This window comes from Pseudomonas sp. 2hn (assembly GCF_019646095.1).
Lineage (GTDB): Bacteria > Pseudomonadota > Gammaproteobacteria > Pseudomonadales > Pseudomonadaceae > Aquipseudomonas > Aquipseudomonas peradeniyensis.
The window spans coordinates 466,852-492,483 of sequence record NZ_CP081016.1; the positions used below are offsets into that span (position 1 = coordinate 466,852).

A 25,632-nucleotide genomic window follows, 5' to 3' on the forward strand; every position below is an offset into this window, starting at 1 on the left:
TGATCGCGTGGCAAGCCCGCTCCCACGGAGGGAGCGGGCACTTGGTCAGGCCTGCTGTTCGGCCAGTTTGTCAGCCAGGCGCACGAAGGCGGCCAGGTCCAGCTGCTCGGGGCGTAGGCTGCCATCGACGCCGGCAGCTTCGATGGCCGCGCTGTCGAGCAGGCCTTTCAGGGTGTTGCGCAGGGTCTTGCGGCGCTGGTTGAACGCCTCGCGTACCACCTGCTCCAGCAGTCGCGCGTCCTTGGCCGGGTGTGGCAGCACTTCGTGCGGCACCAGGCGGACGATGGCCGAGTCCACTTTCGGCGGCGGGTTGAAGGCGCCAGGGCCAACGTTGAACAGGTGCTCGACCCGGCAGTGGTACTGCACCATGATCGACAAACGGCCCCAGTCACCGCCACCCGGGCCTGCAGCCATGCGCTCGACCACTTCCTTTTGCAGCATGAAGTGCATGTCGCGGATCAGCCCGGCATGGCTGAGCAGGTGGAAGATCAGCGGGGTGGAGATGTTGTAGGGCAGGTTGCCGACCACTTTCAGGCTGCGCTCAGGCACGCCCAACTGGTTGAAGTCGAACTTCAGGGCATCGCCCTGGTGCAGGCGGAAGTTGCCGCGCCCGGCGAACTTGTGCTGCAGGATCGGCACCAGGTCCTTGTCCAGCTCCACCACGTCCAGCTGTGCGCCGCTGCCCAGCAGGCCCTCGGTCAGGGCGCCCTGGCCCGGGCCGATCTCCAGCAGGTGTTCGCCGGCCTTGGCGTTGATCGCCCGCAGGATGCGATCGATGATTCCGGCGTCGTGCAGGAAGTTCTGGCCGAAGCGCTTGCGCGCCCGGTGTTGGTAGTGCTCGGTCATGGTCGGTTCTCGGCCATCTGGTAGGCGGTTTCCAATGCGACGCGCAGGCTGCCGGTGTCGATCCTGCCGGTGCCGGCCAGGTCCAGGGCGGTGCCGTGGTCGACCGAGGTACGGATGATCGGCAGGCCCAGCGTCACGTTGACCGCAGCGCCGAAGCCCTTGTACTTGAGTACGGGCAGGCCTTGGTCGTGGTACATCGCCAGCACCGCGTCGCAGTGCTCCAGATATTTGGGGGTAAACAGGGTATCGGCCGGCAGTGGACCGCGCAGGTCCATGCCTTCGGCGCGCAGGCGCTGCAGCGCCGGCTCGATGATGTCGATTTCTTCGCGGCCCAGGTGGCCGCCTTCTCCGGCATGCGGGTTGAGCCCGCAGACCAGGATGCGTGGGCTGGCGATGCCGAACTTGTCGCGCATGTCCGCATGCAGGATGCGGGTGACGCGCTCCAGGCGTTCGCCGGTGATGGCGTCGGCGATATCGCGCAGGGGCAGGTGGGTGGTCACCAGGGCCACGCGCAATCCTCGGGTGGCCAGCATCATCACCACTTGCGCGGTGTGGGTGAGGTCGGCGAGGAATTCGGTGTGCCCGGAAAAGGCGATGCCACTCTCGTTGATCACACCCTTGTGCACGGGGGCGGTGATCATCCCGGCGAACTGCCCGTCGAGGCAGCCCTGGCCGGCCCGGGTCAGCGTCTCCAGCACGAACGCGGCGTTGGCCTTGTCCAGCTGTCCGGCCGCCACTGGGTTGGCCAGTGGCGTGTCCCAGACGTACAGGCTGCCGGCGGGGGCTGGCAGGCTGGGGAAGCTGTCAGGGGTGACGGGCAGCAGGCTGACGGCCAGCCCCAGCTGCGCGGCCCGCTCGGCGAGCAGGTCACGGCTGGTGATGGCGATCAGGGGGTGGGGCTGGGCCTCGGCGGCGAGCAGCAGGCACAGGTCGGGACCTATGCCGGCCGGCTCGCCGGGCGTGACGGCGAAGCGCTGGGGCTTCACTGGGCGGCCTGGTCGGCGCCAGGCAGCTTGATTTCAACGTAGGCTTCGTCGCGGATCTGGCGCAGCCAGTTCTGCAGCTCTTCGTCGTACTTGCGGTTGCGCAGGACGTTCATGGCCTGCTGCTCGCGCGCCTGCTCGGTGCTGTCGGTGGCGCGGCGGCCCAGCACTTCCAGCACATGCCAGCCGTATTGGGTCTTGAACGGCTTGGTCACCACGCCTTGCTGGGCGTTGGCCATCTGCTCGCGGAACTCCGGCACCAGGCTGTTCGGGTCGACCCAGTTGAGGTCGCCACCGTTGAGCGCAGAGCCCGGGTCTTCCGAGAAGCTCTTCGCCAGTTCGGCGAAGTCTTCACCATTCTGGATCCGATCGTACAGGCGCTCGGCCAGTTGCTCGGTGGCGGCTTCGCTGCGGATCTCGCTCGGTTTGATCAGGATGTGGCGCACATGCACTTCGTCGCGCAGGATGCTCTCGCTGCCGCCACGCTTCTCCTCGAGCTTGAGGATGATGAAGCCGTTGGGGATGCGGATCGGCTGGGTGATATCGCCAATGGCCATGCTGCTGAGCATCTTGGCGAAGTCGGGTGGCAACTGGCCGGCCTTGCGCCAGCCCATCTCGCCGCCTTCCAGGGCGTTCTCGCTGGCGGAGCGTTCAATGGCCATCTGGCCGAAGTCCTTGCCCTGCCGGAGTTGCTGGTAGACATCGCCGACCTGGCGGGCGGCGGCCTGGATGGCTTCCGAGTTGGCGCCTTCCGGCGTCGGGATGAGGATGTTGGCCAGGCGGTACTCTTCCGACATCTGCATCTTGCCCAGGTCCGAGTTGAGGAAGTTCTTCACTTCCTGCTCGGACACCTGGATACGCTCGGCCACGCGACGCTGGCGCACGCGGCTGATGACCATCTCGCGCTTGATCTGCTCGCGGGCATCGTCGTACGACAGGCCGTCGTGGGCCAGGGCGGCGCGGAACTGCTCCAGCGACATGCCATTGCGCTGGGCAATGGTGCCGACGGCCTGGTTCAGTTCTTCGTCGGTGATGCGGATACCCGAGCGCTCGCCGATCTGCAGTTGCAGGTTCTCGACGATCAGGCGCTCCAGTACCTGCTGCTGCAGGGCGGCGGCAGGCGGCACGCCACCGCCACGCTTGGCGATGGTCTGCTGCACTTCGCGCACGCGCTGGTCCAGCTGGCTCTGCATGACCACGTCATTGTCGACGGTGGCCACGATGCGGTCGATGGGTTGCACCGCGGCATGCACCGCGCCACTCAGCATTGCGGCGCCCAGCATCAGCGGGCGCAGACGATCAATAAGCTTGCTCTTCACGTGTACGGTAACCTTGAATGCCTTGGTCCAGGAACGATTCGACCTTGTTGCCGACTACACCACCGAGCCCCTTGAGCACGATCTGCAAGAAGATCCCGTGGTCGCCTTTTTCGTTTTCCGGTACAGCTTGGCTGAAATCGTCATAATCGATCCAGTAGCGGTTGATCAGACGCAGTTTCCAGCAGCAGTTGTCATATTCAAAGCCGCCCATCGCTTCCAAGGTGCGGTTGCGGTTGTAGTCATGTTGCCAGCGGGCAATGACGCTCCATTGCGGCACGATTGGCCAGATGACCGAGAAGTCGTGCTGCTGGATCTTGTAGTAATCCTTGATGTAACCCGGGGTTCCCGGAGTGCCATAGTCACCGCCGCCGACTCGCCAGTTACCGGTTTGAGCGTCGTAGGTGATCAGGTCGTTCCGGTAGCGATAGCCGAGATTGACGACCTTGTTCGGGTTGTCTTCAGGCTGGTAGTGGAACATGGCGCTACCCGAGCGAGTACTGCGGGAGTCCGGATCCCAGTTGAAGTCCGAGTTGAAGCGCCAATCGCGATTGAATGCGTACTCATATTCCAGCGCATAAGGCGAAACATCCGACTTGCTGTCCGCCCTGGTGCGGTAGTCGATGCCTGGCAACTGTACCTTGCGATCTTTAAAGTAGAGTGCCTGGCCGATGCTGAAACGCTGGCGCTGGAAACCGTTGTCTTCGACCCAGCGGTTGGTCACGCCCAGCGACAGCTTGTTCTCGTCACCGATCCTATCGATCCCACTGAAACGATTATCCCGGAACAGAGAGGCATAGTTGAACGTATTCTCGCCGCTGTCGAAGATCGGGATGTCGGTTTGATCCTTGTACGGAACGTAGAGATAAAAGAGGCGTGGCTCCAAGGTCTGGCGATAATTCGTTCCGAACAGCTGGGTGTTGCGGTCGAAGTACAGGCCGCTGTCGATACTGAAAATTGGAATATCGCGGTTCTGGTTGCTCTTGTAGTCGCCGTACAGCGTGCGCATGCCAGGGTTGTCGGCTACGTCGTTCTTGCCCTTGCTGTCGAGGTCAAGGTCGTAATGTGTATAAGAGTACTTGAGCTTAGGCTTGAAAAAGCCGTAGCTGGCCTCGAGAGGCAAACTCATCGAGGGGGCGAGATTCAGGCGGGTGCCGTTGGCGCGGGCAATACCGAACACGTTTTCGTCCAACCGGCGGCCTGGAAGACCTGCGGAAGCATCTGGGTTGCCGTCCTTGTCTAGAACGAAGTCATTCTTCAGGTCGCGATCAAAACGTACTGCCTCGGACTCGTAGCTGAAGTCCAATCCACCTGGGTGGAAGGGCAGCATCCCGTTAAGGTTGAGTTGTGGCAGACGGTTATACGGGGTGATCTGCGAAATGGTCGCCATCTCGTAGGCCTGCACATTCAGGCGTGCGGTATAACTGTCGCCCCGATAGGTCAGCGCGCCCTGTTGGTTCACGATGTCCTGGGTCTTGATGCCGATCTGGTCGCTTTCCAGGTCCTGGAAGTAGAACGGATCACTGATATCGGTGTAATCCACCTCGGCCATCAGGCGTTCATCCAACCCGCCCTTGTGCTGCCAGTTGACCATCCAGCGGTCTTTCTTGTAGTCCGTCTGCTTCTTGCGGTCATCGTCCTGATCGTTCAGGAAAGCGCCGCCGAACTGACCTTCGCTGGACTTAGTCAGGTAGCGGAACTCGCCTTCCATCAGCATGCCGCGCTTGGCCATGTAGCGCGGGTACAACGTGGCGTCGTAGTTCGGCGCCAGGTTGAAGTAGTACGGCGTGACCAGCATGAAGCCGGTGTCGCTGCTGGAGCTGAACGACGGCGGCAGGAAGCCGGACTGGCGACGGTCGTCGATCGGGAAGTAGATGTACGGTGTGTAGAACACCGGGAAATCCTTGACCCGCAGCGTCACGTTGGTCGCGGTGCCGAAGCCGGTGGCCGGGTTAAGGGTGATGTTGTTGCCCTTGAGCTGCCACGCGTTGCTGCCCGGCTCACAGGTGGTATAGGTACCGTCCTTGAGGCGGATGATGGCGTTCTCGGCGCGCTTGGCGTACAGCGCGTTGCCGCGGATGTGCGACTTGTGCATCACGTATTCGGCGTTGTCGACCCGGGCTTCGCCGGTGTCGAGCTGGATCTGCGCCTCGTCGCCGACCACCAGCGAGCCGTTGTCGCGGATCTTGACGTTGCCCTTGAGCTCGCCCCGGTTCTCGGCCTGGTACAGGTTGGCTTCGTCGGCCTCGGCCTGCATGCTGCCCTGGCGCATGACCACGTCACCGGCGAGGGTGGCGATCTGCTGCTCCTGCTGGTACTTGGAGACCTTGGCGTTGATGTAGGTGGGCGACTCGTCCTTGGGTGTGGAGTCGTTCATGCCCGGGCGGGTCGGCTCGATGTAGGCGCCGCCGCAATACGGGCCGGTCTCGGCCAGCTGCGCAGCGGTGAGCTTCTCGCGCGGGACCCAGTCCAGGTGGCTGTAGTCTTCACTGCGCGATTTCAGGCCGCGGCCCTTGGCCTCGGTGACCAGCATCGGCTTCTCGGCCTCGGTCGCGGCGGCTTCGCCAGGCGCTTCGGCACCCGAGCTGGCAGCGGCAGCGCCCGGATGTACCGGGCGCGGAGGCAGGTTGGCGGAGGTCTTGGGCTTGCAGTCCCAGCCACCGGCGGCGGACACTTGGCAGTCGAACTGCTCGGCCGCCACCACGTACGACGTGGCCAGGGGTTGCAGGGCCAGCAGACCGCCTGTCACCAGCAATGGAAACTTTCTACGAAACGCGGGGGATTTCAATGCCATCTTATTAGTCCGGGCTTCCTGCGTGCCATCTGCCCGCGTGTGGGGGCCGCACGCCTCTCGATGGTCTGAAAAAGATGCTGGATAATAAAGCATGACCCGCTTGACGGCTAGGGCCGTCGGAGAACCCTCGTAATGCCCGATCACGATGTACGCCTGCAACAACTGACCGCCTGGCTCGCCGGGCAACTGGAGAGCCTGTTCCGTAGCAACGCCTGGGGCGAAGTGCCCACCGGCAGCCTGACCGCCGCCAGCAGCGATGCGAGTTTCCGCCGTTATTTCCGCTGGGAGGGCGCCGGCCACAGCTTCGTGATCATGGATGCGCCGCCGCCGCAGGAAAATTGCCGTCCGTTCGTCGATATCGATCACCTGCTGGCCACGGCGGGCGTGAACGTGCCGGTCATTCATGCCCAGGACCTGGAGCGTGGTTTCCTGTTGTTGGGCGATCTGGGTCGCCAGACATACCTGGACATCATTGATTCGGACAACGCTGACGCACTGTTCGCCGATGCCATCGATGCGCTGCTGGCGTTCCAGCGCCTGCCGATGGACGCGCCGCTGCCCAGCTACGACGTTGCCCTGTTGCGCCGCGAGGTGGAGCTGTTCCCCGAGTGGTACGTGGGCCGCGAGCTTGGCCTGAACTTCACCGAAGCGCAGCAGGCCACCTGGCAACGGGTAAGCCAGGTGCTGATCGACAGCGCCTTGGCTCAGCCCAAGGTGCTGGTGCACCGCGACTACATGCCGCGCAACCTGATGCAGAGCGCCCCCAACCCAGGCGTGCTGGACTTCCAGGATGCCGTCTACGGCCCGGTGACCTACGACATCACCTGCCTGTTCAAGGACGCCTTCCTCAGCTGGCCGCAGCCGCGCGTGGAAGGCTGGCTGCGTGGTTATTGGGAAAAGGCCCGAGTCGCCGGTATCCCGGTTCAGCCTGACTTCGAGGCGTTCCACCGTGCCAGCGACCTGATGGGTGTGCAGCGCCACCTCAAGGTTATCGGTATCTTTGCCCGCATCTGCCACCGTGACGGCAAGCCGCGCTATCTCACCGACGTGCCGCGCTTCTTTGCCTATATAGATGAAGTGATCGCCCGCCGTCCCGAACTGGCCGAGCTGGGGCAACTGATTGCCGAGCTCAAGGGCGAGGCGCGTTCATGAAGGCGATGATCCTGGCGGCAGGCAAGGGCGAGCGCATGCGCCCGCTGACCCTGCATACGCCCAAGCCGCTGGTGCCCGCCGCCGGCAAGCCGCTGATCGAATACCACCTGGAGGCGCTGGCCCGCGCCGGTATCCGCGAAGTGGTCATCAATCACGCCTGGCTCGGCCAGCAGATCGAAGACCACCTGGGCGACGGCAGCCGCTTCGGCCTGCACATCCGCTACTCGCCGGAGGGCGAGCCACTGGAAACTGGGGGCGGGATCTTCAAGGCGTTGCCGCTGCTGGGGGATGCGCCGTTCCTGCTGGTCAACGGTGACGTCTGGACCGACTACGACTTCACTGGCCTGAATGCTCCGCTGCAAGGGCTGGCGCACCTGGTACTGGTGGACAATCCCGGTCATCACGGCCGTGGCGACTTCCGCCTGGCGGATGGCCAGGTGAGCGATGGTGACGACGCCCCGGGAACGCTGACCTTCAGCGGTATCTCGGTGCTGGCGCCGGCGCTGTTCGAAGGCTGCCAGTCCGGCGCGTTCAAGTTGGCGCCCCTGTTGCGCAAGGCCATGGCCGAAGGGCGGGTGAGCGGCGAGCACTATCGTGGCCACTGGATCGATGTCGGTACCCTCGAGCGCCTGGCCGATGTCGAGCGCCTGATCGGCGAGCGTGCCTGACATGTGGTGGCCGAGCACAGTGATTGGTGCCGGTGCCGGTTTCGCCGTGGCCAGCATTCCGGGGGCATTGCTGGGGGCGTTGCTGGGACAGGCCATGGATCGGCGCCTGCGACTGCAGGGGTGGGAGGATGTGCGCGAGCGCCTGGGGGGGCGCCCGGCGCTGCGTGACGAGGAACTGTTGTTCGTCCTGCTCGGACGCCTGGCCAAGAGCGACGGCCGAGTGGTCGAGGGGCATATCCAGCAGGCGCGCCAGGAAATGTCACGGCTGGACCTGGCGGAGCCTGCGCGGATGCGGGCGATTGCCGCGTTCAACCGCGGCAAATCGGGCAAGGGCCGGCTGGGGCACTACCTGCGCCGGATCAAGCTGCAGCCGCACGGCGCCGAGGGTACCCTGCGTGCCTGTTGGCGCATGGTCTGGGCCGATGGCAAGGCCGGTCGCCAGGAGCGCGACCTGTTGTTGGGCTGGGGCCAGCAGTTGGGGCTCAGTCGCAACCAGGTGCAGGCTATGTCGCTGGAATATGAACCGCGCAAATCGGCGATCGAAGGCGGCGCCATGACCTATGCGGCGGCGTTGAGGCTGCTGGGAGTGGAGCCGGATACCGAAGCGGACAAGGTCAAGCAGGCCTACCGGCGGTTGCTCAGCCGACATCACCCGGACAAGCTGGTGGGCAGTGGCGCCAGTGAGGCCAAGGTACGCGAGGCGACCGAACATACCCGCGAGTTGCATCAGGCCTATGCCATGATTCGCAAGCGACGCGGGCTTTAGGTTTGCCAGCGTGGGGCAAGCCCGCTCCCAGATTGCTGGAGTTGGCTTGTCCCTCGATACGCCTCACTCTTCCTTGGGCTTCAGCCAGCCGCGTACCCTGCGCAGCAATTGCTCCTGCTCGGCGGCCTTGTTGCCCGGCACGACCATCAGCGACAGCTGCCGGTACTGGCTGTTTTTCTCTCGCTTGCTGGCTTGCAGGCGCTGTTGGGCGGCCAGTCGATCCTGGGTTCGGGTTGTGTAGTAAAGATCCGCCGTCGGTACTTTCAGGGTCGGCGTCAGGCTCAGCAGGTCGTGCTCCACCCGCGCTGGTGTCTGTGCGGCGACCATCACCAGCTTCTGTACCTGGGGCGGCTGCTTCTCGCTGAGGTAGCGCGCGGCCCAGTAAGCACCACTGCCGTTGCCCAGCAGCACGATGCTGCGTGCTTTCTGCTGCTGGGCATAGGCCACGGCGGCGTCGAGGCGGGCGAAGATGCGCTCGGCATCCTCCTCGCTGGTGTGCTCGTCGGCCTCGACCGCATCGGTGCTGTCGGCCGCGTCCGCCTCGGGCGCGGTGGCCTGGGCCACGTTGGCGTTGGCATCGGCTGGCGTGTCCTTGGCCGGGGCCGACTCGCCTTCTTCCTTTTTCGGTTCGACCACCGGCTTGGCTTCGACCCGGGCCTGCGGACGTTCTGCCAGCAGGTCGGGCAGGCTCAGGCTCAGGGTGCTCCAGCCGACATCGGGGAAGCCACGGCGCAGCGGCCCGACGGTGGTTGGCCAGTCGGCACTTTCGCCAGCACCGGGAACGATGATCACCGCGCCTTGCGGATCGCTGTCGTTGGCCGGCTTCCACAGCGCCAGGAAGTTCTCGCCATTGGCCTGCAAGGTCTGTTGCTCGGCCTTGGGCACCTGGCGCTCGAGGGCCAGGGCGTCGTCCTGGCTGCGTTCGAGCAGCGGTGCACGGGGAACGGGGGTGGCCGCTTCTGTGGCGGCCTGCGGTGCTTCGGCGTCGGCGGCCTGAGCGCCGAGCGGCAGGAGCGAAGCCAGGCAGAACATTGCCAGCGTCGTGCGATAAAGTGTGAACATCGATCAATCCAAGGCCAGAATCATACCGGCAGCCTAATGGTATTTGCCCGCGACGGCCACGCCAGGCGGCCGTCATTGCCAAGACGAGCGTAGAGATGAAGCGAGTGCGTTGCCTGTGGGTTATCGGCTGGTTGTGTCTACCCTTGATCGCCCTGGCAAAGCCGGAGGCGCCCCCGTCCGTGGTGCTCGACCCGGCCCAGCAGCAGTGGTTGGATGAGCACCGCGGCCTGCGCGTCGGCCTGGTGCTGCAGGCACCCTATGCCCAGTTCGACCGCCGTCTGCAGCAGTTCTACGGGGCCAACGTCGAGCTGGTGGGCGCGCTGTCCCAGGCACTGCGGCTAGACCTCACCTGGCGCGGCTTCCCGGACCAGGCGGCGCTGGAGCACGCGTTGCAGACAGGCGAGATCGATTTCGCCCCCGGCCTGACCCAGACGCCCACCAGCCTGCGGCTGTGGCTGTTCAGTGACCCTTACATGCGTGTGCCGCAACTGGTGGTGGGCATGCGCAGCGGCGCAGTGGCCGTGGACCTGGAGAAACTGACCGCCAACGAGCGGGTGGCTGTGCGCATGCCAGGTGCCCTGGCGGACTACCTGCGGAGCAATTACGGCAATCTCAACCTGCAGGGCGTGCCCAACGAGCGGGAGGCGCTGCAGCTGGTGCTGGGCGGCCAGGCCAGCTTCGCCGTGCTGGATGAGGCGCAACTGAGCCGGCTGTCCCGCGAAGGCGAGTTCGCCGACCTGGCGGTGGTGGGTGATATCGGCTTGCCGCAGTTGCTGCGGGTTGGCTCGCGGCGAGACTGGCCCGTGCTCGCCGATATCCTCGAACGCGCCTTGCAGGCCCTGCCGGCCAAGACCTTGGAGCAAATGCATCAGCGCTGGCTGCAGCCCAAATACCCACGCTTTTCCGAGTCCGCCGGCTTCTGGCAGAACCTCGCCTTGCTGTTCGGCCTGCTGCTGCTGTGTGCCCTGGCTACCCTGGTCTGGCAGCGTCGCCAGCAGCGCGGCCTGGAGCGGGGCTTGCTGGCGGCCCGCGAGAGCCTGGTGGAGCGTCAGGTGCGCGAGGAGGCGTTGCGCCTGAGCCAGTTCTCCATTGACCAGAGTACGGTGGGCATCCTCTGGGTCAACTGGGACAGCCATGTGCGCTACGCCAACCATGCCGCAGAACGCATGCTGGGCTATTCCGAGGGGGCGTTGCTGGAGCGGCCGCTGGTCGATATCGAACCCAACCTGAAGATGGATCGCTGGCTGGAGCTGTGGAAGCGCGCCCGCACCGGGGACGGCGGTGAACAGCAGTTCGAAAGCCAGTGTCGACGCGCCGAAGGCAGCCTGTTTCCAGTCGAGTTGTCGTTGTCGTTCCTGCGTTTTCGCGATGCGGAGTACCTGGTGGTGTTCCTCGCCGATGTCACCGAGCGCCAGCGCGACCTGGCCGCGTTGCGCGAAAGCGAGGCGCGGCTCAAGGGCATTGCCGGCAACGTGCCGGGGCTGGTGTTCCGCCTGGAGCGCGACCCGGCCGAAGGTGATCCGGAGTTCCCCTATATCAGCGAAGGCAGCGAGGCGCTGGTCGGCTATACCCCGGCGGCGATCCAGCACCCGCAGATGGGTCTGCGCAACCTGGTCCACCCCGAGGATCGCGCCGACTATCACCGGGTCCAGGACCTGGCCCTGGCCAGCGACCAGGACTGGTCGTGGCAAGGCCGTATCCTCACCCGCCAGGGCGAACAGCGTTGGGCCGACATCAAGGCCACCACGCGGCGCCTGGCCGATGGGCGCATGGTGTGGGATGGTGTGGTCTGGGACATCACCCAGGGCAAGCAGGCCGAGCTGGCCCTGGCCGCCTCCCAGGAACAGCTGCGCGAATTGTCGGCGCATCTGGAAAGTGTGCGCGAGGAGGAAAAGGCGCGCATCGCCCGCGAGGTGCACGACGAACTGGGGCAGATGCTCACGGTGCTCAAACTGGAAGTGTCGATGTGCGAGCTGGCCTACGCCGAGCTGGATTCCGGGCTGCATGAGCGCCTGGCCAGCATGAAGCGCCTGATCGCCCAGTTGTTCCAGCTGGTGCGTGATGTGGCCACCGCGTTGCGTCCACCGATTCTCGATGCCGGGATCGCCTCGGCCATCGAGTGGCAGGCACGGCGTTTCGAGGCCCGCACGCAGATCCCCTGCCTGGTCGAGGTCCCGGAGCAGTTGCCGCCCTTGAGCGATGCCAAGGCCATCGGCCTGTTCCGCATCCTCCAGGAGGCGCTGACCAACGTCATGCGCCATGCTCGGGCGCACACCGTGCAGATCGCCCTGGTCGAGGAGGGCGGGCAGTTGCGCATGACGGTCATCGACGATGGCGTGGGGTTCGCCGTCGATGCGGCCCGGCCGACTTCGTTCGGCCTGGTGGGGGTGCGTGAGCGCGTGCTGATGCTCGGCGGCGACATGACCCTGGAAAGCGAGCCCGGCGAAGGCACCAGCCTGAGCGTGGCGATTCCTTTGGCGTAGGAGAGAACGATCGTGATTCGAGTGCTGGTGGCGGAAGACCACACCATCGTCCGTGAGGGCATCAAGCAGTTGATTGGCCTGGCCAAGGACATGCAGGTCGCCGGCGAGGCGGGCAACGGCGAGCAGTTGCTGGAGACCCTGCGCCATACCCCCTGCGAGGTGGTGCTGCTGGATATCTCCATGCCGGGGGTGAACGGCCTGGAGGCCATCCCGCGGATCCTGGCATTGAACAACCCGCCGGCGATCCTGATGCTGTCGATGCACGACGAGGCGCAGATGGCCGCGCGGGCGCTGAAGGCCGGGGCGGCGGGCTATGCCACCAAGGACAGCGACCCGGCGCTGCTGCTCACCGCGATTCGCCGGGTTGCCGGGGGCGGGCGCTATATCGACCCGAGCCTGGCCGACCGCATGGTCTTCGAGGTGGGGCTGACCGAAACCCGGCCGCTGCACACGCTGCTGTCCGAGCGTGAGTTCTCGGTGTTCGAGCGCCTGGCCCAGGGCGCCAACGTCAACGACATCGCCCAGCAGCTGGCGCTGTCGAACAAGACCATCAGCACCCACAAGGCGCGGTTGATGCAGAAGCTCAAGGTCAACTCGCTGGCGGAGTTGGTGAAGTATGCGATGGAGCACAAGCTGGTCTGATTGCGACAAGCGCCCAGCTGACACGGTTCTTTGTAGGAGCGGCCTTGTGCCGCGAAAGGGCTGCAAAGCAGCCCCAGTAATATGTGCATTTAAGCTGAACCCGGGGCTGCTTCGCAGCCCTTTCGCGGCGCAAGGCCGCTCCTACAAGGGATGTGTCTGTCCTGAAAGCGTCATCCTTGTAGGGCAATCCCTACAGCAAGTCTTCCATCCGGATGATGGCAATCTCTCAGCCCCCCCGATTTGCGGGCGCTTGCGCCTCTTCTACGCTGTGCCCACGCAGTCATTCCAACAAGAAGGTGCAGGGCATGAGCGAGGCGAATTCGAACGAGACGCTGGTCAGCTTCCGAGGTGTGCAGAAGAGCTACGACGGCGAATCGCTGATCGTCAAGGACCTCAACCTGGACATCCGCAAGGGCGAGTTCCTGACCCTGCTCGGCCCGTCCGGCTCGGGCAAGACCACCAGCCTGATGATGCTGGCCGGCTTCGAGACCCCCACCGCCGGTGAAATCCAGCTGGCCGGACGCTCGATCAACAATGTGCCGCCGCACAAGCGTGACATCGGCATGGTGTTCCAGAACTACGCGCTGTTCCCGCACATGACCGTGGCCGAGAACCTGGCCTTCCCGCTGACCGTACGCAACCTGAGCAAGACCGACATCAGCGAACGGGTCAAGCGCGTGCTTGGCATGGTCCAGCTCGATGCCTTCGCCAAGCGCTACCCAGGCCAGCTCTCCGGGGGCCAGCAGCAGCGCGTGGCCCTGGCCCGTGCCCTGGTCTTCGAGCCGCAGCTGGTGCTGATGGACGAACCGCTCGGCGCCCTGGACAAGCAACTGCGCGAACACATGCAGATGGAGATCAAGCATATCCACCAGCGCCTGGGCGTGACCGTGGTCTACGTGACCCACGACCAGGGCGAGGCGCTGACCATGTCCGACCGGGTGGCGGTGTTCCACCAGGGCGAGATCCAGCAGATCGCCGACCCGCGCACCCTCTACGAAGAGCCGCGCAACACCTTCGTCGCCAACTTCATCGGCGAGAACAACCGCCTCAACGGCACCTTGCTGGCCAGTGACGGCAAGCGTTGCCAGGTGCAGCTGGCCCGGGGCGAGCGGGTCGAGGCGCTGGCTGTGAATGTCGGCCAGGCCGGCGAGCCGGTGACCCTGTCGATCCGCCCGGAGCGCGTGCGGCTGAACGGTCACAGCGAACGCTGCGTGAACCGCTTCTCCGGCCGGGTGGCCGAGTTCATCTACCTGGGCGACCACGTGCGGGTGCGCCTGGAGGTCTGCGGCAAGGCCGATTTCTTCGTCAAGCAGCCGATCGCCGAGCTCGATCCGGCCCTGGCCGTGGGCGATGTGGTCCCACTGGGCTGGGAAGTGGAGCACGCCCGCGCGCTCGATCCGATTGCCGAAGCCCATTGATGGTTTGCTTCACCAACCCTGAACTGTGGAGAGAATAATAATGCGCAAGCAGTTGAAACTGACCGCCCTGGCCCTGGGGCTGTTCGCCGCCGGCCAGGCCCTGGCCGCGGACCTGACGGTGGTGTCGTTCGGTGGCGCCAACAAGGCGGCCCAGGTCAAGGCGTTCTACGAGCCATGGGAGAAGGCCGGCAAGGGCAAGATCGTCGCCGGGGAGTACAACGGCGAGATGGCCAAGGTCAAAGCCATGGTCGACACCAACAGCGTGTCGTGGAACCTGGTGGAGGTGGAGTCGCCGGAGCTGGCGCGTGGTTGTGACGAGGGCATGTTCGAGGAGCTCGACCCGGCCCTGTTCGGCAACGAGAGTGATTACGTGAAAGGCGCCATCCAGCCGTGCGGCGTGGGCTTCTTCGTCTGGTCCACGGTCCTGGCCTACAACGCCGACAAGCTCAAGAGCGCACCCACCAGCTGGGCCGATTTCTGGGATACGAAAAAATTCCCGGGCAAGCGCGGGCTGCGCAAGGGCGCCAAGTACACCCTCGAGTTCGCCCTGATGGCCGACGGCGTCGCACCGAAAGAGGTGTACAAGGTGCTCGGCACCAAGGAAGGCCAGGACCGCGCGTTCAAGAAGCTCGACGAACTCAAGCCGAGCATCCAGTGGTGGGAAGCCGGTGCCCAGCCACCACAGTATCTGGCCTCGGGTGACGTGGTCATGAGCTCGGCCTACAACGGCCGGATAGCCGCAGTGCAGAAAGAAAGCAACCTCAAGGTCGTATGGAACGGCGGCATCTATGACTTCGACGCCTGGGCCATCCCGAAAGGCGCCAAGGATGTGGAAGAGGCGAAGAAATTCATCGCCTACACCGTCCAGCCCGAGCAGCAGAAGACCTACTCCGAGAACATCGCCTACGGCCCGGCCAATTCCAAGGCCGTCCCGCTGCTGGCCGATGCGGTGAAGAAGGACATGCCGACCACGCCTGAGAACATCGCCAACCAGGTGCAGATCGACGTGGCCTTCTGGGCCGACAACAGCGAACAGCTGGAGCAACGCTTCAACGCCTGGGCGGCGAAGAAGTAAGGGCACGATCCCTGAGGCCTGTAGGAGCGGCCTCGTGCCGCGAAAGGGCTGCAAAGCAGCCCGCAGCATCTTGTGCATCACGGCTGAGATCCCAGGGCCACTTCGCGGCCCTTTCGCGGCACAAGGCCGCTCCTACAGTTAGCGCGTCAAGCCTGAGATCACCGCTGTCCTTTTGAAGCGGCCTCAATGTTTCCCTGATTTCCCGGAGTTCGCCATGGCCATTGCAGTGCCCCTCAACGAAGGCGCGGGTAAAAGCCTCAAGCAGCGCCTCAAGCATGCCGAGCGGGTCAACCGCTGGAAGGCCCAGGCGTTGATCGCGCCGCTGGCGCTGTTCCTCCTGCTGGTGTTCCTGGTGCCGATCGCGGCGCTGCTGTACAAGAGCGTCGGCAACCCCGAGGTGGTCGCCGGCCTGCCGCGTACCGTCGAGGCGGTGGCGCAGTGGGACGGCAAGAGCCTGCCCGGCGAGGAGGTCTACAAGGCCCTCAGCCAGGACCTGGCCGAGTCGCGCAAGAACCAGACCCTGGGCGACCTTTCCAAGCGCCTGAACATGGAACTGGCCGGCTACCGCAGCCTGCTGGCCAAGACCGCGCGTGCGCTGCCGTTCAAGGGCGAGCCCGCGTCCTATAAAGAGGCCCTGCAAGCCCTGGACGAACGTTGGGGCGACCCGGCCTACTGGCAGGCGATCCGCCGCAACACCAGCACGGTCACCTCTTTCTACCTGCTGGCCTCCGTCGATCACCGCATCGACGACCTCGGCGAACTGGCCAAGGCCACGCCGGACCAGGCCATCTACCTGGATATCTTTGCCCGCACCCTGTGGATGGGCGTGGTGATCACCGCCATCTGCCTGGTGCTGGCCTACCCGCTGGCGTACCTGCTGGCCAACTTGCCGACCCGGCAGAGCAACCTGCTGATGATCCTGGTGCTGCTGCCGTTCTGGACCTCGATCCTGGTGCGGGTGGCGGCGTGGATCGTGCTGTTGCAGTCGGGCGGGCTGATCAACAGCGCGCTGATGGCCATCGGCATCATCGACCAACCGTTGGAGCTGGTGTTCAACCGCACCGGCGTGTACATCTCGATGGTGCACATCCTGCTGCCGTTCATGATCCTGCCACTGTACAGCGTGATGAAGGGCATCTCGCCCAGCTACATGCGCGCGGCGATTTCCCTGGGTTGCCATCCGTTCGCCAGTTTCTGGCGGGTGTACTTCCCACAGACCTATGCCGGTGTCGGCGCCGGCTGCCTGCTGGTGTTCATCCTGGCCATCGGCTACTACATCACCCCGGCGCTGCTGGGCAGCCCGAACGACCAGATGGTCAGCTACTTCGTCGCCTTCTACACCAACACCAGCATCAACTGGGGCATGGCCACCGCCCTGGGCGGGCTGTTGCTGCTGGCGACCGTGCTGCTGTACCTGATCTATAGCTGGCTGGTCGGCGCCAGCCGCCTGCGCCTGAGCTGAGGAGCGTTGTCATGCTGAGCCCCTACATGTCGCCCGTGGAACGGGTGTGGTTCTACAGCCTGCGCATCCTGTGCGGCCTGATCCTGTTATTCCTGGTACTGCCGGTACTGGTGATCATCCCGCTGTCGTTCAACAGCGGGAGCTTCCTGGTGTACCCGCTGCAAGGTTTCTCGTTGCACTGGTACCAGGACTTCTTCGCTTCCGCCGAATGGATGCGCGCCCTGAAGAACAGCATCATCGTCGCCCCGGCGGCCACGGTGCTGGCCATGGTGTTCGGCACCCTGGCGGCCATCGGCCTGACCCGCGGCGACTTCCCCGGCAAGTCGCTGGTGATGGCGCTGGTGATCTCGCCGATGGTGGTGCCGGTGGTGATCATTGGCGTGGCCAGCTACCTGTTCTTCGCCCCATTGGGCATGGGCAACAGCTTCACCTCGCTGATCCTGGTGCACGCGGTGCTGGGTGTACCGTTCGTGATCATTACCGTGTCGGCGACGCTGCAGGGTTTCAACTACAACCTGGTGCGCGCGGCGGCCAGTCTGGGGGCCTCGCCACTGCTGGCCTTCCGTCGGGTGACCTTGCCGTTGATCGCCCCCGGGGTGATCTCCGGGGCACTGTTTGCCTTCGCCACATCGTTCGATGAGGTGGTGGTGACCCTGTTCCTTGCAGGGCCCGAGCAGGCGACCCTGCCACGGCAGATGTTCAGCGGCATTCGCGAGAACCTGAGCCCGACCATTGCGGCGGCGGCCACCTTGCTGATTGCCTTCTCGGTGATCCTGCTGCTGACCCTGGAGTGGCTGCGCGGGCGTAGCGAGAAGCTGAGGACCCAGCAGCCGGCCTGATTCTTTGTTGCTTTACCGGCACTTCGCGGGTAAACCCGCTCCCACAGGATTTGTGCAGTTCTCTATAACTGTGCAGTCCCTGTGGGAGCGGGTTTACCCGCGAAGGGCCGGCACAGGATTGATACCAATCAGCCCCGATCCGCTTCCCTGAGTTACAATGCGCGCCACCGTGATTCTGCCCAACAGGTGCGCCATGCAGCCCTACGCTATTGCCCCCTCCATTCTGTCCGCCGATTTCGCCCGCCTGGGCGAGGACGTCGACAAGGTCCTCGCCGCCGGGGCCGACATCGTCCACTTCGATGTCATGGACAACCACTACGTGCCCAACCTGACCATCGGCCCGATGGTCTGCAGCGCCCTGCGCAAGTACGGCGTGACCGCGCCGATCGACGTGCACCTGATGGTCAGCCCGGTCGACCGCATCATCGGCGACTTCATCGAGGCCGGCGCCACCTACATCACCTTCCACCCGGAAGCCAGCCAGCACATCGACCGCTCGCTGCAACTGATCCGCGACGGCGGCTGCAAGGCCGGCCTGGTATTCAACCCGGCCACCGGCCTCGATGCGCTGAAGTACGTGATGGACAAGGTCGACATGGTCCTGCTGATGAGCGTCAACCCAGGCTTCGGTGGGCAGAAGTTCATCCCCGGTACCCTCGACAAGCTGCGCGAAGCCCGCGCGCTGATCGACGCCAGTGGCCGTGACATCCGCCTGGAGATCGACGGCGGTGTCAACGTAGGCAACATCCGCGAGATCACCGCCGCCGGCGCTGACACCTTCGTGGCCGGCTCGGCGATCTTCAACGCCCCCGACTACAAGGAAGTCATCGACAAGATGCGTGCCGAAATGGCGCTGGCACGCGCATGAGCGGCTTCGAGCAGTTGTTCCCGGGGACACTGCCCAGGCTGGTGATGTTCGATCTGGATGGCACCCTGATCGATTCGGTACCCGACCTGGCCGCAGCCGTCGACCGCACGCTGCTCGAACTCGGGCGACCGCCCGCAGGCCTGGAGGCGGTGCGCCACTGGGTTGGCAACGGCGCCCAGGTGCTGGTGCGCCGGGCCCTGGCCGGCGATATCGATCACGCCGCGGTGGACGACGAGCTGGCCGAACGCGCGCTGGCGCTGTTCATGGAAGCCTATGCCGACAACCATGAACTCACCGTGGTCTACCCCGGCGTGCGCGACACCCTGCGCTGGCTGCGCAAGCAGGGCGTGGAGATGGCGCTGATCACCAACAAGCCCGAACGCTTCGTCGCCCCCTTGCTCGACCAGATGAAGATCGGTCGCTATTTCCGCTGGATCATCGGCGGCGACACCCTGCCGCAGAAGAAGCCCGACCCGGCGGCGCTGCTGTTCGTCATGAAGATGGCCGGCGTCAGCGCCGAACAATCGCTGTTCGTCGGCGATTCGCGCAGCGACGTGCTGGCCGCCAAGGCCGCCGGCGTCCAGTGCGTCGGCCTGAGCTACGGCTACAACCATGGCCGGCCGATCGACGACGAGTCGCCCAGCCTGGTCATCGACGACCTACGCCTGCTGCTGCCCGGTTGCTTAGTCACCGACACTGGGATAACGTTGGCGGACCTTCAAGCCCCGCAAAGCAGAGACAACAACGTGGTGGTTACCGGCAAATTCTGGATGAAAGTCATCAAGGCCCTGGCCCGCTGGCGCTGGCGCGCCTGACGCCTGCCCACCGGCGCCTGCCGGTACATCCTTTGCCCGCTCCCCCTTGCTGCTTGCCCCGAGGCTACACATGACCCGCGAAGAATTCCTGCGCCTGGCCGCTGCCGGCTACAACCGCATTCCCCTGGCCTGCGAAACCCTGGCCGACTTCGACACACCGCTGTCGATCTACCTGAAGCTGGCCGACCAACCCAACTCCTACCTGCTCGAGTCCGTGCAGGGCGGCGAGAAGTGGGGCCGCTATTCGATGATCGGCCTGCCGTCGCGCACCGTGCTGCGCGTGCACGGCTACCACGTCAGCATCCTGCAGGATGGCGTCGAGGTGGAAAGCCATGACGTCGAGGATCCGCTGGCCTTTGTCGAGGCGTTCAAGGATCGCTACAAGGTCGCCGACATTCCTGGCTTGCCACGTTTCAACGGTGGCCTGGTGGGCTATTTCGGCTACGACTGCGTGCGCTATGTGGAAAAACGCCTGGGTGCCAGCCCCAACCCGGACCCACTGGGGGTACCGGATATCCTGCTGATGGTCTCCGATGCCGTGGTGGTGTTCGACAACCTGGCGGGCAAGATGCACGCCATCGTGCTGGTCGACCCGGCCGAGGCGCAGGCCTTCGAACAAGGGCAGGCCCGCCTGCAGGGGCTTCTGGATACCCTGCGCCAGCCGATCACCCCGCGCCGTGGCCTGGACCTGAGCGGGCCGATGGCCGCCGAGCCGGCGTTCCGCTCCAGCTACACACAAGCCGACTACGAAAGCGCCGTGGGCCGCATCAAGGAGTACATCCTGGCCGGCGACTGCATGCAGGTGGTGCCGTCCCAGCGCATGTCCATCGACTTCAAGGCCGCGCCCATCGACCTGTACCGGGCGCTGCGCTGCTTCAACCCGACGCCGTACATGTACTTCTTCAACTTCGGCGACTTCCATGTGGTCGGCAGTTCGCCGGAAGTGCTGGTGCGGGTCGAGGACAACCTGGTCACCGTGCGCCCGATCGCCGGTACCCGCCCGCGCGGGGCCACCGAAGAAGCCGACCGGGCGTTGGAAGACGACCTGCTGTCGGACGACAAGGAAATCGCCGAGCACCTGATGCTCATCGACCTGGGTCGCAACGACGTGGGCCGGGTGTCGGCCACCGGCAGTGTGCGCCTGACCGAGAAGATGGTGATCGAGCGATACTCGAACGTCATGCATATCGTGTCCAACGTCACCGGCCAGCTGAATGAGGGGCTGACGGCCATGGACGCACTGCGGGCGATCCTGCCGGCCGGTACCCTCTCCGGCGCGCCGAAGATCCGCGCCATGGAGATCATCGACGAACTGGAGCCGGTCAAGCGCGGCGTCTACGGTGGCGCGGTGGGCTACTTTGCCTGGAACGGCAACATGGACACCGCCATCGCCATCCGCACTGCGGTGATCAAGGACGGTGAACTGCATGTGCAGGCCGGTGGCGGCATCGTCGCCGACTCGGTGCCGGCGCTGGAGTGGGAAGAAACCATCAACAAGCGCCGGGCGATGTTCCGCGCGGTGGCGCTGGCCGAGCAGACCTCCAAGTAAATGGATCGGGGTCGCAACGCGGCCCCGACAACTCAGAAGTCCAGGCTCAACGCCACGCTCACGCCCTGCTGGCGCAACTCATCACTCTTGCGCCAGTTGTAGTTCCCCCGCAGGTTCACCCCTGGCACCAGTTCATGGGTCAGCCCCAAGCTGGCGCGGGTCAGGTTGCTGTGTGGCGTATACCCGGTCAAGGTGAAGTCGTTCGCCGGCAGGCTGGTCAGGTGCATGCGCAGGTCCTGCTGATCGTGCTCGAACTCGTGCTCGCGGGCCACCTCGGCAAACAGCCTGGTCGTCGGCAGGAGCTGCACGCTCCCCAGCAGGCCGGCCCCCAGCCGGCGTGACGTGCGCTCCTGATCGTCGAAGCCGAGCGCAGTGGAGCGGCCGCTTTTCTCGTCATACCCATCGACCTTGACCCGCGCATAATCGGCGCTGATGAACGGCGCCAGTTGCCAGCGGCTGCTCTCGGCCGCCAGGTTGTAGCCCACCCGGCCGGTGACGGCCCAGGCCTCGCCATCGCTGTCGCCTTTCTCGCTGCGCTCACCAACGCCCAGGGCGAAGGTACGCTTGAGGTCGCGATAGTCCAGGTGCCCGGCGGTCAGTGCCGCGTCGGCCCACCAGCGATCCTGGCGGAACTGGGCGAAGGCGCTGGCCAGGTAGCTGTCGAGCTTGTAGTCGGAATCTTCCTGGCCTGCCTCGAGCTTTTGCCGGTACACGCCCGCCGCCAGCCCCACGCGCCAGGCGTCATCCAGCCGATAGCTGCCGCCGAGGGTCAGGTTGTAGCCGCGCCCGTCGCCACTGGCGGCGCTGCGCTGGCTGCCGAAGTCCAGGTCCTGACCGCCGGTGGCGACGAACGCCTGCCATTGACCGACCGCCTGCCAGGGCGTCTGCCACTGGTTGCGCAGCTCATCCTGGTGGGCGCGGAGGCTGGCGTGGGCGATTTCCGGCAGCAGGGTCAGCTCCCAGGGCGCGGCGAGGATCGAATAGGCATAGTCGGCAATCAGTTGCTGGCCGGCGATGGTCGGGTGCACCGAGTCGTTGAACAGCAGCCGGGTCGGGTCCGGCGTCGTGCCGTTCGCCCCGTAGACCGGGTTGCCCACGCAGCCGTCGCCGCTGTAGCAGGTGCCGACCAGGTTCTGGTCGGCGGCCAGGCCGAACTGGGCGGGGCTGGCCAGGGCCTCGCGCAGCAGTGCCGGGACATTCAGCGGGATGATCTCGGCGTCGATCTGCCCGAGCCGGTTGACCAGCGACTGGTTGAATACGCCGGACAGCTGCGACAGCGGCCCTTGCTGGGGCGTGCCGCTGAAGTTCGGCGTTTGCCCCAGGTCCGGCAGCAGCCAGACCATGATGTAGCGCGCGCCGCCCTGTTGCAGCGCCTGGGCGCTGGCCGCCAGGCGGGCACCGGCGGCGGCCGCGTCGGCGGGACTGTTGACCAGGCCCTGGAGGAAATCGTTGCCGCCACCGGTCAGGTAGTACAGGGCATTGGGATCGGCCCGCAGGCCGTTGGCCAGGTAGCCGTCACGCTCGCGCAGAACAGTGCCCGCGCCGGGGCGACCTGGTGGGATGACGGCTTGCGAGGTGTCGGTGATCGAGTCGAGGATCTGTTGCGTGGTGTAGCCGCCCACCGCCCAGTTGTTGCCGTCCGGCGTGCCTTGCAGCTGGTTGGTCAGCGACGTCGAGGGGCCCAGGCTGGTTCCGGAAAAGCCCAGCCTGCCACCCAGGATCATCGGCGATACCGGCGCGTAGTTACCATTGGCATCGCGGTTGGTGAAGCGCATGCCTGGCGTGCCGCCGGTCAGGTCAGGAAACTGCCCGGCGTCGCTGAGGCTGTCGCCGAAGACGACCAAGGCGCTATAGGGGGAGGGCGTCGCGATGGCTTGGCTGCAGGCGAACACGAGGGTCGCGAGGGAAGTGCGCAGGAAGGGAGCCTTGAGCATGCATGGATATCCTTTTCATTGTTTTTATCGGGGCAAGCCGGATGACCTTAGCAAATTCCCGGTCTTTGCCTACCGTTGCGTTCGTTTCCCCGTGTTTATGGGCATATTGCACCCGCCGCCCCGGTAGGTTACTGTCCCGGAACGTATGAACGAGACCTACCCTGTGTTGATCGTCAGCAAACTCTTGATGCGCGTTATCAAGGCCGTCGCCCGTTGGCGTTGGCGCGCCTGACTTTTTCTCCTGCCGGTTCGCCCGGCCCGCCCCCGTTTGCCTTCCCCACTTGTTCCGTCAACCGCCCCGTGCGGGTTCGGCCGCATTCATGAGCGGCAGCGGAAGGCTCGAATCAAAAGTCAGTATTCAAGAGGTTCGTTGCAGATGTTACTGATGATCGACAACTACGACTCCTTCACCTACAACGTCGTGCAGTACCTTGGCGAGCTGGGTGCCGAGGTCAAGGTCATTCGCAATGACGAAATGACCATCGCCCAGATCGAAGCCCTTAACCCCGAGCGCATCGTCGTCTCCCCGGGCCCGTGCACGCCGAGCGAAGCCGGGGTCTCCATCGAGGCCATCCTGCACTTTGCCGGCAAACTGCCGATCCTGGGCGTCTGCCTGGGCCACCAGTCCATCGGCCAGGCCTTCGGCGGCGACGTGGTGCGCGCTCGTCAGGTGATGCATGGCAAGACCAGCCCGGTGCTGCACCGTGACCTGGGGGTGTTCGCCGGCCTGAACAATCCGCTCACCGTGACCCGCTACCACTCGCTGGTGGTCAAGCGCGAAACCCTGCCCGACTGCCTGGAAGTGACCGCCTGGACCGCCCACGAAGATGGCACTGTCGACGAAATCATGGGCCTGCGTCATAAAACCCTGAATGTCGAAGGGGTACAGTTCCACCCCGAATCCATCCTCACCGAGCAGGGCCACGAGCTGTTCGCCAATTTCCTCAAGCAGACCGGCGGACGCCGTTAAGGACCGATCATGGATATCAAGACCGCTTTGAGCCGTATCGTCGGCCACCTGGATTTGTCCACCGAGGAAATGCGTGACGTCATGCGCCAGATCATGACCGGCCAGTGCAGTGAGGCGCAGATCGGTGCCTTCCTCATGGGCATGCGCATGAAGAGCGAGAGCATCGACGAGATCGTCGGCGCGGTGTCGGTGATGCGTGAGCTGGCCGACAAGGTCGAGCTGAAGACCCTCGACGGCGTGGTCGATATCGTCGGCACCGGTGGCGATGGCGCCAACATCTTCAATGTGTCGACTGCTTCGGCCTTTGTCCTGGCCGCGGCCGGCTGCACCGTGGCCAAGCATGGCAACCGTGCCGTCTCCGGCAAGAGCGGCAGCGCCGACCTGCTGGAAACCGCCGGTATCTACCTGAACCTGACCCCGGTGCAGGTCGCCCGCTGCATCGACAGCCTTGGCATCGGCTTCATGTTCGCCCAGACCCATCACAGTGCCATGAAGCACGCCGCCGGCCCTCGTCGCGACCTGGGGCTGCGTACCTTGTTCAACATGCTCGGCCCGCTTACGAATCCGGCCGGCGTGAAACACCAGGTGGTCGGGGTCTTCACCCAGGCCCTGTGCCGCCCGTTGGCCGAGGTGCTGCAGCGCCTGGGCAGCAAGCACGTGCTGGTGGTGCACTCGAAGGACGGCCTGGACGAGTTCAGCCTGGCCGCGCCGACCTTCGTCGCCGAACTGAAGAATGACCAGATCACCGAGTACTGGGTCGAGCCGGAAGACCTCGGCATGAAGAGCCAGAGCCTGCACGGCCTGGCGGTCGAGGGGCCGCAGGCTTCGCTGGAGCTGATCCGTGACGCCCTGGGACGACGCAAGACCGAGAACGGCCAGAAGGCCGCCGAGATGATCGTTCTTAACGCTGGCGCAGCGCTGTACGCCGCCGACCACGCGATGACCCTGGCCCAGGGTGTCGAACTGGCCCACGATGTGCTGCACACCGGCCTGGCCTGGGAGAAACTGCAGGAGCTGGGCGCCTTTACCGCGGTATTCAAGGTGGAGAACGAAGCATGAGTGTCCCGACGGTGCTGGAAAGGATCATCGCCCGCAAGTTCCAGGAAGTGGCCGAGCGCAGCGCGCGGGTCAGCCTGGGTGAACTTGAGCGCCTGGCCAAGGCGGCCGATGCGCCCCGTGGCTTTGCCAGGGCATTGATCGAGCAGGCTGCGCGCAAGCAGCCGGCGGTGATCGCCGAGATCAAGAAGGCCTCGCCAAGCAAGGGCGTGATCCGCGAAAACTTCGTGCCGGCGGAGATTGCCGTCAGCTACGAGAAGGGTGGGGCGACCTGCCTGTCGGTGCTGACCGACGTGGACTACTTCCAGGGTGCCGACGTCTACCTGCAGCAGGCGCGTGCCGCCGTTTCGCTGCCGGTGATCCGCAAGGACTTCATGGTCGATCCGTACCAGATCGTCGAAGCCCGTGCCCTGGGCGCCGACTGCGTGCTGTTGATCGTCTCGGCGCTGGACGACGTGAAGATGGCCGAGCTGGCCGCCACCGCCAAGGACGTCGGCCTCGACGTGCTGGTCGAAGTGCATGACGGCGATGAGCTGGAGCGTGCGTTGAAGACCCTCGACACACCGTTGGTCGGGGTCAACAACCGCAACCTGCATACCTTCGAAGTCAGCCTGGAGACTACCCTCGACCTGCTGCCGCGCATCCCCCGCGATCGCCTGGCCATCACCGAGAGCGGCATTCTCAACCGTGCCGATGTCGAGCTGATGGAAATCAACGAGGTGTATTCGTTCCTGGTCGGCGAGGCGTTCATGCGCGCCGAGCAGCCAGGGTTGGAGCTGCAGCGGCTGTTCTTCCCCGAACAGGTGAAGAAGACCGTTCAGCAACTGGACTGATCGAACAGAAAGCCGGCATCGTTTGCCGGCTTTTTCTATTCGAGGGCTTCATCGTGAGACAGTCCCAACGTGGGAGCGGGCTTGCCCCGCGATGAGGCCGG

21 protein-coding genes are annotated in these 25,632 nt (G+C 64.9%); 15 read left to right on the forward strand and 6 right to left on the reverse strand.

What is annotated here, in order from left to right:
* Positions 1–45: 45 nt before the first annotated feature.
* From rsmA to K2O50_RS02185, 4 genes are read right to left on the reverse strand one after another with little or no spacing between them, the layout of a single operon-like run.
* A complete protein-coding gene (gene rsmA, locus K2O50_RS02170) occupies positions 46–846 on the reverse strand; it encodes a 16S rRNA (adenine(1518)-N(6)/adenine(1519)-N(6))-dimethyltransferase RsmA (RefSeq protein WP_050703515.1) in 801 nt (266 codons plus the stop codon).
* Positions 843–1,832 (reverse strand): 4-hydroxythreonine-4-phosphate dehydrogenase PdxA, encoded by a 990-nt coding sequence (gene pdxA, locus K2O50_RS02175; protein WP_050703516.1) that lies wholly within the window; start codon positions 1,830–1,832, stop codon positions 843–845. Before pdxA ends, rsmA begins: the two co-directional genes overlap by 4 nt.
* Positions 1,829–3,148 (reverse strand): peptidylprolyl isomerase, encoded by a 1,320-nt coding sequence (locus K2O50_RS02180; RefSeq protein WP_052896494.1) that lies wholly within the window; start codon positions 3,146–3,148, stop codon positions 1,829–1,831. Before K2O50_RS02180 ends, pdxA begins: the two co-directional genes overlap by 4 nt.
* Complete coding sequence (locus tag K2O50_RS02185; protein ID WP_050703518.1) at positions 3,129–5,939, reverse strand: LPS-assembly protein LptD; 2,811 nt, start codon at positions 5,937–5,939, stop codon at positions 3,129–3,131. The genes K2O50_RS02180 and K2O50_RS02185 overlap by 20 nt, the downstream gene beginning before the upstream one ends.
* A gap of 132 nt (positions 5,940–6,071) precedes the next feature.
* Between K2O50_RS02185 and K2O50_RS02190 the strand changes: the two genes are divergently transcribed.
* The 3 genes from K2O50_RS02190 to K2O50_RS02200 are packed head-to-tail and all read left to right on the forward strand — an operon-like array spanning position 6,072 to position 8,525.
* Complete coding sequence (locus tag K2O50_RS02190; protein WP_050703519.1) at positions 6,072–7,091, forward strand: aminoglycoside phosphotransferase family protein; 1,020 nt, start codon at positions 6,072–6,074, stop codon at positions 7,089–7,091.
* Positions 7,088–7,759 carry an N-acetylmuramate alpha-1-phosphate uridylyltransferase MurU gene (gene murU / locus K2O50_RS02195; RefSeq protein WP_050703520.1) on the forward strand — a complete coding sequence of 224 codons (672 nt, stop codon included), beginning with the start codon at positions 7,088–7,090 and terminating at the stop codon, positions 7,757–7,759. The genes K2O50_RS02190 and murU overlap by 4 nt, the downstream gene beginning before the upstream one ends.
* A gap of 1 nt (position 7,760) precedes the next feature.
* A complete protein-coding gene (locus tag K2O50_RS02200) occupies positions 7,761–8,525 on the forward strand; it encodes a TerB family tellurite resistance protein (protein WP_050703521.1) in 765 nt (254 codons plus the stop codon).
* A 63-nt stretch (positions 8,526–8,588) separates the two neighbouring features.
* On the opposite strand, the gene K2O50_RS02205 is transcribed toward K2O50_RS02200, so the two are convergent.
* The gene (locus K2O50_RS02205; protein WP_050703522.1) at positions 8,589–9,587 is read right to left on the reverse strand and encodes an alpha/beta hydrolase family protein; all 999 of its coding nucleotides are present in this window, start codon (positions 9,585–9,587) and stop codon (positions 8,589–8,591) included.
* A gap of 95 nt (positions 9,588–9,682) precedes the next feature.
* On the opposite strand from K2O50_RS02205, the gene K2O50_RS02210 reads away from it, so the two are divergent.
* The 9 genes from K2O50_RS02210 to trpE all read left to right on the forward strand — a co-directional run bounded on the left by K2O50_RS02210 (position 9,683) and on the right by trpE (position 20,738).
* The gene (locus K2O50_RS02210; protein WP_050703523.1) at positions 9,683–12,070 is read left to right on the forward strand and encodes a PAS domain S-box protein; all 2,388 of its coding nucleotides are present in this window, start codon (positions 9,683–9,685) and stop codon (positions 12,068–12,070) included.
* A 9-nt stretch (positions 12,071–12,079) separates the two neighbouring features.
* Positions 12,080–12,712: a response regulator transcription factor gene (locus tag K2O50_RS02215; protein ID WP_175406173.1), complete on the forward strand. Its 633-nt coding sequence runs from the start codon at positions 12,080–12,082 to the stop codon at positions 12,710–12,712.
* Between the two features lie 305 nt (positions 12,713–13,017).
* Positions 13,018–14,130, forward strand: a complete 1,113-nt coding sequence (locus K2O50_RS02220; protein WP_050703524.1) for an ABC transporter ATP-binding protein — start codon at positions 13,018–13,020, stop codon at positions 14,128–14,130.
* A 40-nt stretch (positions 14,131–14,170) separates the two neighbouring features.
* A complete protein-coding gene (locus K2O50_RS02225) occupies positions 14,171–15,205 on the forward strand; it encodes an ABC transporter substrate-binding protein (protein WP_050703525.1) in 1,035 nt (344 codons plus the stop codon).
* Between the two features lie 214 nt (positions 15,206–15,419).
* Positions 15,420–16,667, forward strand: a complete 1,248-nt coding sequence (locus K2O50_RS02230; RefSeq protein ID WP_050703526.1) for an ABC transporter permease — start codon at positions 15,420–15,422, stop codon at positions 16,665–16,667.
* 11 nt (positions 16,668–16,678) lie between these two features.
* Positions 16,679–17,506 carry an ABC transporter permease gene (locus K2O50_RS02235; protein ID WP_028689019.1) on the forward strand — a complete coding sequence of 276 codons (828 nt, stop codon included), beginning with the start codon at positions 16,679–16,681 and terminating at the stop codon, positions 17,504–17,506.
* A gap of 193 nt (positions 17,507–17,699) precedes the next feature.
* Positions 17,700–18,374 (forward strand): ribulose-phosphate 3-epimerase, encoded by a 675-nt coding sequence (rpe, locus tag K2O50_RS02240; protein WP_028689018.1) that lies wholly within the window; start codon positions 17,700–17,702, stop codon positions 18,372–18,374.
* Entirely contained in the window at positions 18,371–19,189 is an 819-nt protein-coding gene (locus K2O50_RS02245; RefSeq protein WP_050703527.1) for a phosphoglycolate phosphatase, read from the forward strand. Before rpe ends, K2O50_RS02245 begins: the two co-directional genes overlap by 4 nt.
* A 70-nt stretch (positions 19,190–19,259) precedes the next feature.
* Positions 19,260–20,738, forward strand: a complete 1,479-nt coding sequence (gene trpE / locus K2O50_RS02250; protein WP_050703528.1) for an anthranilate synthase component I — start codon at positions 19,260–19,262, stop codon at positions 20,736–20,738.
* 32 nt (positions 20,739–20,770) lie between these two features.
* Here trpE and estP read toward each other — a convergent pair whose 3' ends face one another.
* Positions 20,771–22,672, reverse strand: coding sequence for an esterase EstP (estP, locus tag K2O50_RS02255; protein ID WP_050703529.1), 1,902 nt, complete (start codon positions 22,670–22,672; stop codon positions 20,771–20,773).
* 376 nt (positions 22,673–23,048) lie between these two features.
* Between estP and K2O50_RS02260 the strand changes: the two genes are divergently transcribed.
* The 3 genes from K2O50_RS02260 to trpC are packed head-to-tail and all read left to right on the forward strand — an operon-like array spanning position 23,049 to position 25,531.
* Positions 23,049–23,642 carry an aminodeoxychorismate/anthranilate synthase component II gene (locus tag K2O50_RS02260; RefSeq protein WP_028689014.1) on the forward strand — a complete coding sequence of 198 codons (594 nt, stop codon included), beginning with the start codon at positions 23,049–23,051 and terminating at the stop codon, positions 23,640–23,642.
* Positions 23,643–23,651: 9 nt separating this feature from the next.
* Complete coding sequence (trpD, locus tag K2O50_RS02265) at positions 23,652–24,701, forward strand: anthranilate phosphoribosyltransferase (RefSeq protein ID WP_050703530.1); 1,050 nt, start codon at positions 23,652–23,654, stop codon at positions 24,699–24,701.
* Positions 24,698–25,531, forward strand: coding sequence for an indole-3-glycerol phosphate synthase TrpC (gene trpC / locus K2O50_RS02270; RefSeq protein ID WP_050703531.1), 834 nt, complete (start codon positions 24,698–24,700; stop codon positions 25,529–25,531). The genes trpD and trpC overlap by 4 nt, the downstream gene beginning before the upstream one ends.
* Positions 25,532–25,632: the final 101 nt, after the last annotated feature.

What these genes read in the sequence shown, in the direction of transcription:
- rsmA (WP_050703515.1), bottom strand. Translation starts at nt 846, where the DNA reads ATGACCGAGCACTACCAACACCGGGCGCGCAAGCGCTTCGGCCAGAAC.
- K2O50_RS02185 (WP_050703518.1), bottom strand. Translation starts at nt 5,939, where the DNA reads ATGGCATTGAAATCCCCCGCGTTTCGTAGAAAGTTTCCATTGCTGGTG.
- K2O50_RS02190 (WP_050703519.1), top strand. Translation starts at nt 6,072, where the DNA reads ATGCCCGATCACGATGTACGCCTGCAACAACTGACCGCCTGGCTCGCC.
- murU (WP_050703520.1), top strand. Translation starts at nt 7,088, where the DNA reads ATGAAGGCGATGATCCTGGCGGCAGGCAAGGGCGAGCGCATGCGCCCG.
- K2O50_RS02200 (WP_050703521.1), top strand. Translation starts at nt 7,761, where the DNA reads ATGTGGTGGCCGAGCACAGTGATTGGTGCCGGTGCCGGTTTCGCCGTG.
- K2O50_RS02205 (WP_050703522.1), bottom strand. Translation starts at nt 9,587, where the DNA reads ATGTTCACACTTTATCGCACGACGCTGGCAATGTTCTGCCTGGCTTCG.
- K2O50_RS02210 (WP_050703523.1), top strand. Translation starts at nt 9,683, where the DNA reads ATGAAGCGAGTGCGTTGCCTGTGGGTTATCGGCTGGTTGTGTCTACCC.
- K2O50_RS02220 (WP_050703524.1), top strand. Translation starts at nt 13,018, where the DNA reads ATGAGCGAGGCGAATTCGAACGAGACGCTGGTCAGCTTCCGAGGTGTG.
- K2O50_RS02225 (WP_050703525.1), top strand. Translation starts at nt 14,171, where the DNA reads ATGCGCAAGCAGTTGAAACTGACCGCCCTGGCCCTGGGGCTGTTCGCC.
- K2O50_RS02230 (WP_050703526.1), top strand. Translation starts at nt 15,420, where the DNA reads ATGGCCATTGCAGTGCCCCTCAACGAAGGCGCGGGTAAAAGCCTCAAG.
- K2O50_RS02235 (WP_028689019.1), top strand. Translation starts at nt 16,679, where the DNA reads ATGCTGAGCCCCTACATGTCGCCCGTGGAACGGGTGTGGTTCTACAGC.
- rpe (WP_028689018.1), top strand. Translation starts at nt 17,700, where the DNA reads ATGCAGCCCTACGCTATTGCCCCCTCCATTCTGTCCGCCGATTTCGCC.
- K2O50_RS02245 (WP_050703527.1), top strand. Translation starts at nt 18,371, where the DNA reads ATGAGCGGCTTCGAGCAGTTGTTCCCGGGGACACTGCCCAGGCTGGTG.
- trpE (WP_050703528.1), top strand. Translation starts at nt 19,260, where the DNA reads ATGACCCGCGAAGAATTCCTGCGCCTGGCCGCTGCCGGCTACAACCGC.
- estP (WP_050703529.1), bottom strand. Translation starts at nt 22,672, where the DNA reads ATGCTCAAGGCTCCCTTCCTGCGCACTTCCCTCGCGACCCTCGTGTTC.
- K2O50_RS02260 (WP_028689014.1), top strand. Translation starts at nt 23,049, where the DNA reads ATGTTACTGATGATCGACAACTACGACTCCTTCACCTACAACGTCGTG.
- trpD (WP_050703530.1), top strand. Translation starts at nt 23,652, where the DNA reads ATGGATATCAAGACCGCTTTGAGCCGTATCGTCGGCCACCTGGATTTG.
- trpC (WP_050703531.1), top strand. Translation starts at nt 24,698, where the DNA reads ATGAGTGTCCCGACGGTGCTGGAAAGGATCATCGCCCGCAAGTTCCAG.